The sequence below is a fragment of the Thiocystis minor genome (genome assembly GCF_016653465.1).
In the GTDB taxonomy this organism is placed as follows: Bacteria; Pseudomonadota; Gammaproteobacteria; order Chromatiales; family Chromatiaceae; genus Chromatium; species Chromatium minus.
The window spans coordinates 1-10,201 of sequence record NZ_NHSQ01000004.1 but is presented as its reverse complement, the minus strand read 5'-3'; the positions used below and the strand labels follow the sequence as shown (position 1 = coordinate 10,201).

Annotated in this window: 12 protein-coding genes and 1 tRNA gene; 3 read left to right on the top strand and 10 right to left on the bottom strand. The window is 55.6% G+C overall.

Annotation, left to right across the window (positions count from 1 at the left end; translation table 11 throughout):
* Positions 1-277: 277 nt before the first annotated feature.
* From gyrB to CCR95_RS00140, 8 genes are all read right to left on the bottom strand, one after another.
* Positions 278-2,683: a DNA topoisomerase (ATP-hydrolyzing) subunit B gene (gene gyrB / locus CCR95_RS00175; RefSeq protein ID WP_201090809.1), complete on the bottom strand. Its 2,406-nt coding sequence runs from the start codon at positions 2,681-2,683 to the stop codon at positions 278-280.
* Positions 2,684-3,006: 323 nt separating this feature from the next.
* Entirely contained in the window at positions 3,007-3,174 is a 168-nt protein-coding gene (locus CCR95_RS26190; RefSeq protein WP_201090807.1) for a transposase, read from the bottom strand.
* Between the two features lie 184 nt (positions 3,175-3,358).
* Complete coding sequence (locus tag CCR95_RS00165; RefSeq protein ID WP_201090802.1) at positions 3,359-3,604, bottom strand: hypothetical protein; 246 nt, start codon at positions 3,602-3,604, stop codon at positions 3,359-3,361.
* A 30-nt stretch (positions 3,605-3,634) separates the two neighbouring features.
* Positions 3,635-3,991, bottom strand: a complete 357-nt coding sequence (locus CCR95_RS00160; RefSeq protein WP_201090800.1) for a transposase family protein — start codon at positions 3,989-3,991, stop codon at positions 3,635-3,637.
* Between the two features lie 511 nt (positions 3,992-4,502).
* A tRNA-Gln gene (locus CCR95_RS00155) sits at positions 4,503-4,576 on the bottom strand.
* Positions 4,577-4,661: 85 nt separating this feature from the next.
* Positions 4,662-5,051 (bottom strand): 30S ribosomal protein S9, encoded by a 390-nt coding sequence (gene rpsI, locus CCR95_RS00150; RefSeq protein WP_201090798.1) that lies wholly within the window; start codon positions 5,049-5,051, stop codon positions 4,662-4,664.
* An 11-nt stretch (positions 5,052-5,062) separates the two neighbouring features.
* Positions 5,063-5,500 (bottom strand): 50S ribosomal protein L13, encoded by a 438-nt coding sequence (rplM, locus tag CCR95_RS00145; RefSeq protein ID WP_201090796.1) that lies wholly within the window; start codon positions 5,498-5,500, stop codon positions 5,063-5,065.
* A 166-nt stretch (positions 5,501-5,666) separates the two neighbouring features.
* Complete coding sequence (locus CCR95_RS00140) at positions 5,667-5,981, bottom strand: (2Fe-2S) ferredoxin domain-containing protein (protein ID WP_201090795.1); 315 nt, start codon at positions 5,979-5,981, stop codon at positions 5,667-5,669.
* Between the two features lie 132 nt (positions 5,982-6,113).
* Between CCR95_RS00140 and CCR95_RS00135 the strand changes: the two genes are divergently transcribed.
* Positions 6,114-7,316, top strand: a complete 1,203-nt coding sequence (locus tag CCR95_RS00135; RefSeq protein WP_201090794.1) for a (Fe-S)-binding protein — start codon at positions 6,114-6,116, stop codon at positions 7,314-7,316.
* Positions 7,317-7,383: 67 nt separating this feature from the next.
* On the top strand, positions 7,384-8,043 hold the full coding sequence (gene coq7 / locus CCR95_RS00130) for a 2-polyprenyl-3-methyl-6-methoxy-1,4-benzoquinone monooxygenase (RefSeq protein ID WP_201090793.1): 660 nt from the start codon (positions 7,384-7,386) through the stop codon (positions 8,041-8,043).
* A 147-nt stretch (positions 8,044-8,190) separates the two neighbouring features.
* On the opposite strand, the gene speD is transcribed toward coq7, so the two are convergent.
* Complete coding sequence (speD, locus tag CCR95_RS00125; RefSeq protein WP_201090792.1) at positions 8,191-9,012, bottom strand: adenosylmethionine decarboxylase; 822 nt, start codon at positions 9,010-9,012, stop codon at positions 8,191-8,193.
* Positions 9,013-9,180: 168 nt separating this feature from the next.
* Positions 9,181-9,597, bottom strand: coding sequence for an OsmC family protein (locus CCR95_RS00120; RefSeq protein ID WP_201090791.1), 417 nt, complete (start codon positions 9,595-9,597; stop codon positions 9,181-9,183).
* A 161-nt stretch (positions 9,598-9,758) separates the two neighbouring features.
* Here CCR95_RS00120 and CCR95_RS00115 point away from each other — a divergent pair.
* A partial coding sequence (locus CCR95_RS00115; RefSeq protein ID WP_201090790.1) for a cyclic nucleotide-binding domain-containing protein occupies positions 9,759-10,201 on the top strand: 443 nt, incomplete at its 3' end.

Below are 10,201 nucleotides of genomic sequence, written 5' to 3'. Positions count from 1 at the left end.
TTTTACTCTTCCACTATTGAATAACTTGGCACTACATTGCGATTTTCGGCCGGCGTGTACATAAAGATCAGATGGTTAGATGCCATCTGGGGGTGTTTATCAATGGGGTTATGTTAAAGATGGGTTAAGTTACAAATCATTAGCCACGAAATATTGATTGAAATATCAAATATCCAAGTTCAGAGCGCGACCTGAATTTGGTCGCTGCGCGTAATATCCGGATTCGGAGCACTACCCAGATTTCGGCAGGCCCACGAAGCATGACGATTCATAATTCTTAAATGTCTATGTTTTCAGCATTTAAAGCATTTTTTTCGATAAAAAGTCTCCGTGGTTCGACTTGATCGCCCATCAATGTGGTGAAAATAAGATCCGCAGCAACTGCGTCTTCGATCGTTACTCGTAAAAGTCGACGAGTTTCCGGATTCATAGTGGTCTCCCAGAGTTGCTCTGGATTCATTTCACCCAAGCCTTTGTAACGTTGGATGCTATAGCCTCTTTGAGCCTCTGCGAGTAACCAGCGTATTCCGTCGCCTAGATCTGAAACCTTCTTCGCGCGTTCTCCACGCGTGACATAGGCGTCGGGTTGAAGCAATCCTGTCAATTTTTGGCCATATTCAAGAATTTTCGCATAATCGACTGAGTGGAAAAAATCAAACGGAACGATGCGGATTTCAGGAATGCCATGAATAAATCGTATTAGCTCAATGCAGGCCGGTTTGCCTGGCGACTGATCGTTAATGCGAAGTTTGTAGTGAAGCGAAAGCGATTCATGCTGATTTAGTCGAGTCTCTAATTGACTACACCAGAGGTTAAAGCGATGAGCGTCAGCAATTGTCGAGTCATCTAGAGGGGGCGATTTAATTAATTCCTCTAGAAATGCCGGATCATATTTACTTGCGAGTCGTTTTGTAATGTTGACAATAACACTGTTTTCCAGTGCGAGTGCTTCAAGTGCGGTTCTTGCTAAAGGCAATGTATTTTGTGTGACATAAAGACACGAATCGTCAAGAGCCGCTTGCAGCATGGCACGATTAAGTGCAATTTCATCGAGCAGATACTCCTCCTGCTTCCCTTTCTTGATTTTAAAAAGTGGTGGCTGAGCGATATAAATATAACCTCTCTCTACCAACTCAGGCATTTGTCTATAAAAAAAAGTTAGAAGCAAGGTTCGAATATGCGCACCATCGACATCTGCGTCAGTCATAATGATGATACGATGGTAACGCAAGTTGTCGGGATTGTATTCTTCTCGTCCGATACCGCAACCTAGAGCTGTAATGAGTGTGCCTACTTCAGCCGATGAGAGCATCTTGTCGAAACGCGCTTTTTCGACATTGAGAATTTTGCCCTTCAAAGGAAGTATTGCCTGAAAGGCGCGGTCTCTTCCTTGTTTAGCCGAGCCACCGGCGGAATCGCCCTCAACAAGATACAGTTCCGAGTTGGCTGGATCTTTTTCCTGACAGTCAGCTAATTTTCCCGGTAAGCCTGCAATATCGAGAACGCCCTTGCGACGAGTCATTTCGCGAGCCTTACGAGCCGCTTCACGTGCGCGTGCAGCATCCAACATCTTATTTGCAATAATCTTTGCCTCATTCGGTTGCTCTTCGAGAAACATGCCTAGTTGCTCAACAACTAACGACTCGACAACTGCTTTCACTTCCGACGAAACCAATTTGTCTTTTGTCTGAGAAGAAAACTTTGGATCCGGAACTTTTACTGAAAGAACAGCGGTTAGTCCTTCTCTTGCGTCATCTCCTACAGGTCGAATTTTTTGACTTCGATCCAATCCTTCGCGCTCAATGTATGAATTCAGGGTTCTAGTAAGAGCGGCTCGCAAACCCGCTAAATGGGTGCCACCATCCTTTTGTGGGATGGTATTTGTATAGCAGAAAATTGTTTCCTGATAGCTACTATTCCACTGTATCGCCAGCTCAACACCAATAGACTGCCTCTCTGTATTAAAATAGATCACGGTAGAGTGGATTGGCTCTTTGTTTTGGTTTAGATACTCTACGAAAGATCTGATTCCTCCTTGATACTCGAAGATATCGGCTCGGCCAGTTGCTTCATCTTCTAATGAAATCTTCACCCCCGAATTTAAAAACGAGAGTTCTCGAAGACGTTTTGCTAAAATATCGTAGTGATAATCAAGGTTAGTAAAAGTATTCGACGATGGATAAAAACGGATTTCTGTACCCCTCCGATCAGTCCGATCAACATTTTTGAGTGGATATTGAGGTACACCTAAACGATACTCTTGCTCATAGAGATGCCCTCCCCGATAAATTCGTAAATAGAGACGTTCAGAGAGCGCGTTTACGACCGAAACTCCTACTCCATGCAGCCCCCCAGACACCTTGTATGAGTTGTCGTCAAACTTACCTCCCGCATGTAATACGGTCATGATCACTTCGGCGGCAGAACGGTTTTCTTCCGCGTGTATGTCAACCGGTATTCCCCTGCCATCATCACGGACAGAGACAGACCCGTCGCCATGAATAATAACATTGATATTCGTACAGTAACCTGCTAAAGCCTCGTCGATCGAGTTATCGACAACTTCGAAAACCATATGATGTAGACCCGTACCATCATCGGTATCGCCGATGTACATGCCAGGGCGCTTGCGTACTGCATCGAGTCCGCGGAGTACTTTTATGTTTGTCGAATCGTATGTCATTTAAATGGCTAAATATTTTTCACTAAACATGGCAATCATTATACGGGAATCCTGGATTGGTGCGTGAGACAATGAATGATGTCTCTGGCTCTTATAAGGTTCCCGCAACGTTATACCGCCCTATTATTTGATCTGGGTCAACAAAAACACGGATTAAGTATGCCTTAAAATCGCCTAACCGCCTGAATAAAAAGGAATCCATGAAAATCAGATGGCTCTCCCGGATTTAAAGCGCCAGATCATATTCATTAGAAACAACTGCTTACGATATTTTTTGCCGGACATGCCGCCCTCGAAATCAGGCTGGTCGTTCGCTTTGCAAGTCATTGATTGATATGGTGGCGCCGGGCAAAGGGGGCGTAACCGTTCAAGTCGAGGTACGCCCTTTGAAAGGGGCCATCCCGGTTCGCGATGCCATCGCCGCGTCGCTGAATGACCTTGATTTTATTGTGGAGCCCTTCGACGCATCCATTGGCACGACGATCAATCAAAAAGTTGGAGTCGTTTCTTTTTTGCGCAAGGCATCGACGCCTTCGCGATACAATTTAGCGACATAAAAGCGAGCCGCACAAAGCGCGACACGTGGACCGAAGACGGATTTCGCCGCCGAGAAAAATGCAAGGAAAAAATCCCTAATCGCGACTTTGGGCGCCCTCCGAGGAGGCCGATGACCCGTCACTCGCCGTCGATGCAGGAGGCACTGACCATCGCCGCAAAATCACGATGCCTCTTCTTCGACGCAATTTCGTCACTGCCCATGACGTTCATCACGGTCATGGGCGTCCAATCCATCCTGGTCTCGATCAGCCGATCTAGGATTCCTTGGACGGACGCTGTTCCAAGATCGTACTTCCAACTGGCATCTTGAAGCGTACTGTCGATCAAGGCGCGCATGACATCTTGTTCGTAAGCCGTCGTCATCGCACTTTTCGGCGTAGACCCATTGAGAACCTAGCTGGTCGTCAGGCGCCCCTCACAGAGTTCACGGCGATAGCGTCTGGGGCGGATGACAAGAGAGACTTTGTCGCCGAGAATCGGCAAATGGCGCAATTCGATTTCCTGTCCATATCCGTGAAAGCAATCAAACGCCTTGCCGCAACCGTGACAATGAGCGCCATCCTTGAGGCTTTTGAGATAAATTTCGATGGTTTTGAGGTTTTCGATGACCACGCGTTCGATCTCGGCGACATCGTCAAAAGGGCGGTGGTCATCGAATAAAAGCAGAATGGCATGGGCGCGCCTATGAACAAAAGGCGAATCGCAGTCGCGCCCGCTGCCCACAGGATCGCCGGTTGATCCGGCCGGCATCGTCTGATGGCTCACTGACGACCGAGCAAGCAAGCCAGGGAGATCATGGCGCTCTTGAGCGATAAGGCCCACATCGGCGAGGCGCTGGAAAATGCCGAACGGCTGGCGCGAATCGAAGAACTGCTGTCGCCGAAGTGACGACGTAAAAGAGCGTCGTCAAGTGAGAGCGTTGACGCGCTCGCTTGGAACCTGACCACCACCCTGCAACGAGAGGTGCAGAATCATGGCTACCGATCATTTTTACCGTCCCGACCGTTTTGAACGGAATTCCATTCAACGACTGCTGGCGGCTGACGAAAACTTGGTGCGCGCTGTCCGCTTGGGGCTGGCTCGCATCCAGACGCGGACCCAGGACGCGGCGAACCGATTGGCGCGACTGACGGCGAAGTATGGGGAGGGTTGACGGCTGGCGCGCTGATTCGGATTTCGAAAATTTGGCTACACAGTGGCTACATAAACGACCAGCAACGAAAAGGGCTTACAGCGGAAAACTGTAAGCCCTTGTTTTGTTTGGCTGGGGGACAAGGATTCGAACCTTGGTTAGCGGAGTCAGAGTCCGCTGTCCTACCACTAGACGATCCCCCAAGTAGGCGGTGCGTCTCGCGATTCGGGGTGAGTCTGGCCTCATGCTCGATGGATCGAACAGAGGCGAAACCCGATTCGTCGTCGCTTAACGCTTGGAGAACTGAGGACGCTTACGGGCCTTGTGCAGGCCGACTTTCTTCCGTTCGACTTCGCGAGCGTCGCGGGTCAGGAAGCCGGCGCGACGCATGGGCGAGCGAAGCGCTTCGTCGTAAATGACCAGGGCACGGGCAATGCCATGACGAATGGCGCCGGCCTGTCCGGTGTTGCCCCCGCCAGTGACGGTCACCTTGATGTCCACGCGGTCGACGAGGCCGGCCGTGACGAGCGGCTGACGAACGACCATGCGGGCCGTCTCACGCCCGAAAAACTGATCGAGCGGACGGTTGTTGACCGTGATAGCGCCAGAACCGACCGACAGGAAAACCCGTGCGGCGGAGGTCTTGCGGCGACCGATTGCGTGTTGCGTCTCCGACATGCGTCTGATTCCTAAACGTTGAGCTCGAGAACCTGGGGCTGCTGTGCCTGATGGCCATGCTCGGGACCGGCGTAGACACGCAGCTTCCGGAACATGGCGCGACCGAGCGGGCCACGCGGCAACATGCCCTTGACGGCCAACTGAATGGCGCGCTCGGGAGTTTTCTCAAGCAATTTTGCGAGATTCATGGACTTGAGGTTACCGACATAGCCGGTATGGCGATAGTACATCTTGTCCTGGAGCTTGTTTCCGGTCACGCGGATCTTCTCGGCGTTGACGACCACCAGGTAATCGCCCGTGTCGACATGGGGCGTGTATTGCGGTTTATGCTTGCCGCGCAGGCGCAGAGCCAGTTCGCTTGCCAGCCGCCCGAGGGTTTTGCCATCGGCGTCAACCAAGTACCAGGCGCGGCGAACCTCGGCGGGTTTGGCGCTAACAGTCGTCGTCATGATCCTTCGCTCCAGCGATGGCCGCGCGGCGGATTCGCGCGCTGGCCTGAATATCGATTTTCTGTGTCGAGAAAGATCGCGCATATTACGCGATCGGTTTTTCCGGCGCAAGTGCCGCGCGGGCACAATCCGCGTCGCGCTTGTCCGATCCCTGGGCAAATCCGCCTTAACCGGGCAGCCTGAGATGTTCGACAATCCGGCCGTGCGTCAGATGCTCCCGCAGGATTTCTTCCAGATCCTCGGTGTCAGCATAGGTATACCAGATCGACTCTGGGTAGACCACGATGACCGGTCCCTCACGACAGCGGTCGAGACAACCGGCCGTATTGATCCTCACACCTCCTACGCCGGCGAGTCCAAGCTCCTTGACGCGGCGCTTGAGGTAATCGCGCATGGCCGACGCATCGCATTGACCACAGCATTGACGGCCGGCTTCGCGCTGATTCGTGCAGAAAAAGACATGGTAACGGTAGTACGCCATCTTCAATGTCCTGAATTGCGCCTTGCAGATAAGGATAAGGTTAACATGGCGCTCGCTCAATGGCCGGGCGCGGAGGAGATCCGCGAGCCGTCTAGCCCCACAGCCCCTCATTCGCTAGCCATATCTGAAATTTTGAAGACGAACCCATCCTCGCAAGAACTGCTTCGACTCGCTGATCAGTGCGTCAAGTGCGGCCTGTGCCTGCCAAGTTGCCCGACCTATGGCGTGGCGCGCAACGAGGCCGATTCGCCGCGCGGGAGAATCTCGCTGATCCAGGGCTGGCTGACGGGGGATCTGGAGCTGACGGACACCCTGGCCGGACATCTGGATGGCTGTCTGACCTGCCGCGCCTGCGAAACCGTTTGTCCCTCGCTGGTCGCCTACGGACGCCTTGCCGATGGCGCCAAGGCGCTCAGGGTCGAGGCCTTGCCCGCATGGCGGAGAATGTTGCGGCGCGGCTGGCTGGCCGGTCTGTCGGATGCGCGCATCGCCGGGGCGTTGGGACGCTTGGCCAGGATCTACCGTCGGAGCGGATTGGCGCGCGTCGCCGAAATCGCGGCGCTGGCCCGGTTCCGACGGCTGCGGCCCTCTCATCGTCTCGCGACCGCCATGGGGTTGACGGCGCGGCGGATCAGACCGCTGGATCCGCCCGCCGCCGAGTTGGATCTGTTCGTCGGCTGCATGGGCTCCAGCGCGCAGGGCACGGCGATCGCGGCCGCGATCAAGGTGTGCGAACGGCTTGGACTGCGGGTGCGGATACCGTCCGAGACGGCTTGCTGCGGCGCGCTGCTGCGGCATAACGGCTATCCCGCCGAGGCCGACGCGCGCCGGGCGAACAGCGCGCGGATTCATGCCGGTCGTGTGCTGGTCGGGCTCGCCAGCGCCTGCATTGCGGAACTGCGCGAGGAACCCACGCTGCACGATACGCGGGAACTCTGCGAGTTTCTGGATCGGGCCACCTGGCCGGTGACGCTCGCACTCCATCCGCTGCCCCGGCGCGTGCTGGTCCACGAGCCTTGCTCGCATCGCAACCTGCTCGGTGGCAATGCCGCGGTCTATCGTCTGCTGGCCCGTATCCCCGCGCTGGAGATGGCTCCCCTGCCCGGCAACGATCGCTGCTGCGGGGCGGCGGGCACCTATCTGCTCCAGCAGCCCGTCATGGCGGACGCGCTCCTGCGCGAGAAGCTGGCGCCGCTGTCCGACTTGCAGCCGGCGGTCATCGTCACCACCAATCCGGGGTGTGCGCTCCATCTGGCCGCCGGGATCCGCGAGGCCGGACTGTCCATCGAGGTCTGTCATCCCGTGGAGTTGCTCGCCAGACAGATGGACGGTTGAAACCCGACGGCCAGCCGCTCAGAATCCGGTTCATCAAGTCATCAAACGGACATCGCTTTTCTATATCATGAACCGTCCAAGTCCTGGCGCCCGCCAGTATTCTCCTCTCGATCACGTCCTGATCAACGCGGACCGTGCGCTCCGCACCCTCTTCGGCCGCCCCCAGACCACGGAACGGCGCAACCCGGCGGCCGGCATCATGGATGCGGAGCTGTCAGACGATCATCGCAAGCATGTGGCGCGCCTGATGCGCGTCAACCACACCGGCGAGGTCTGCGCCCAGGCCCTGTATCAGGGGCAGGCGCTCACGGCCAGACTCCCCGAGACGCGCAAACGCATGGAACGCTCGGCACGCGAGGAGAACGATCATCTGGCCTGGTGCGAGGAACGGCTGCGGGAACTCGGCGACCGCAAGAGTCTGTTGAATCCGCTCTGGTACGCCGGATCCTTCGCGATGGGCGCCGCCGCGGGTCTGGCCGGCGACAAGTGGAGCCTGGGGTTCGTGATCGAGACCGAACGGCAGGTCGAGGATCATCTGGACGATCACCTGGAACAGATCCCCGCTCGGGACGAGAAAAGCCGGATGATCCTGGAGCAGATGAAGGCCGATGAGGTGCGGCACGCGCAGATCGCCAAGGCGGCCGGCGGTGCCGATCTTCCCGCGCCGATCCGGGCGGCGATGAAACTGACCTCGCGCGTCATGACTCGGACAGCCTACTGGATATAGGCGATTTTAGGCGATTTCCGTCTCAAACGGCATGGCCCTGGGATCGCCGAGTGGCACTCGGCGCTTCGGCCATCAAACTGGAGCCAGACGCCGAGTACAACCCGGCAATCCCAGGTCTCGTGACACCGCCCCGCCCGCCGGCGCGGATCAGCTCATGAATTCCAGATTACGCCCCAGATTGCGGCCATTGAAAATCTCGCTCAGTTCGCGCCGCAGCAGTTTCTGAATGCGTTGATGTTCCTGTGGAGCCAAATCCTTGGCCTCGACGCAGAACAGATAATCGTCGAGCCGAAAGTGCTTGATGACCATCTTGGTGTGAAAGAGGTTTTCCTGATAGACGTTGACGTCGACCATCTGATAGCGTTTTTTGGTGTTGCTCGACAGATAATTCTGGATCGAGCTGATGTTGTGGTCGATGAAGTGCTTGCGCCCGGTGACATCGCGGGTGAAGCCGCGTACCCGGTAATCCATGATGACGATGTCCGATTCCAGTGCGTGAATCAGATAATTCAGCGCCCGCAGCGGCGAAATCCGCCCGCAGGTCGAGACATCGATATCGGCGCGAAAAGTGCTGATCCCGGTCTGCGGATTGGTTTCCGGATAGGTGTGGACGGTGATATGGCTCTTGTCCAAATGCGCCACCACGGCATCCGGCAGCGGTCCCGGTGTAGCCGTGTTGGAAAGGTTTTCCGCGACGATGCCTTCCTCGGAGATCAGCATCGTCACCGACGCCCCCTGGGGGTCGTAGTCCTGATGGGCGATGTTGAGGATATTCGCGCCGATGATCTCCGCCACGTCGGTCAAAATCGCGGTGAGACGCTCCGCGTTATAGGCCTCGTCGATATAGGCGATGTAGGCTTCGCGCTGCTCGGTCGAATCGGCGTAGCAGACATCGTATATATTGAAGCTGAGCGTCTTGGTCAGGTTGTTGAATCCATGCAGACGCAGCTTCTTCAGAGTGGTGGGCATCGTCGGGAAAACCTCCTTGGGGCTTTTTCAGTCAAAATGGGAGCGTGCAAACGACCGATCAGGATCGGTCGATGCAAGTGAATATCTCATGTCGGGGAAGGTTTCGGAAATAAGCGAGACGCTTGCAGCGACCGGCTGCCAGTGCCTGCCGCTCGCGCGGTTCGCGCCTCAGGCGGCGAGGATCTCAAAATCATGGGTAATGGCCGCCATGGCGCCAAGCATGATGGATGCCGAGCAATATTTTTCCGCGCTTAAGCCGATGGCCTGCTCGACACGTTTCGGGTCCAGGTTGTGGCCGGTCACGATGAAATGCGCGTGAATCTTCGTAAAGATTTTCGGGTCCGTCGCGGAGCGCTCCGCTTCCAGTTCCACCACGCAGTCGGTCACCGCCTGGCGCGCCTTGCGCAGAATCATCAGGACATCGAACTGAGTACAGCCACCCATGCCGATGAGCAGCATTTCCATGGGTCTGACGCCGAGATTGCGTCCGCCCAGGTCGGGCGGCCCGTCCATGACAATGCCATGACCCGAACCCGACTCGCCCAGCATGGCGACACCCTCGATCCACTTCACCCGCGCCTTCATATCGCCTCACGAATCGATGAATTCGATGTACTCGCCGGACCTTAGAGAACGACTCCGGGAGAAACTCGCTTTTTTCAGTGTCGGAAGGCTAGCATAGTTCGACAATGCTCGGCAGCATGCCTAAAATCGATAGCAACTCCCGCCCTTGAACAGACCAATCTATGAGCATACTGAAACCGCTGCAGGAAACCCCACACTGGCTGGAGCCATTTCTGGCGCAATGCCACACCAAAACCTACGAGAAGAATGTCGATTTCATCCGCCAGGGGCAGGCGGCGGAAACCCTGTACTACCTCATCGAGGGTTCGGTCGCGGCCATGATCGATGATGAGGAAGAGCGTCGCGAGTTATTGCTGGCCTACATTAACAAGGGCGAATTCATCGGCGAGATGGGCCTGTTCGTTCCGCAGAATACCCGGAGCGTGATCATTCGTACCCGCACGAAATGCAAGGTCGCGGAAATCACCTATCAACGTCCAGCAATTCTAAATTTGCCCCCGCTTCCCGCCCGCGCGGCGTGCGGGTGGTGGCCGCGCTGGCTCAAGTGCCTCCAGCATGAAATCGAACAGGTGCTCCCAGGAATCGAAGGGCAGGTACTGGGTCA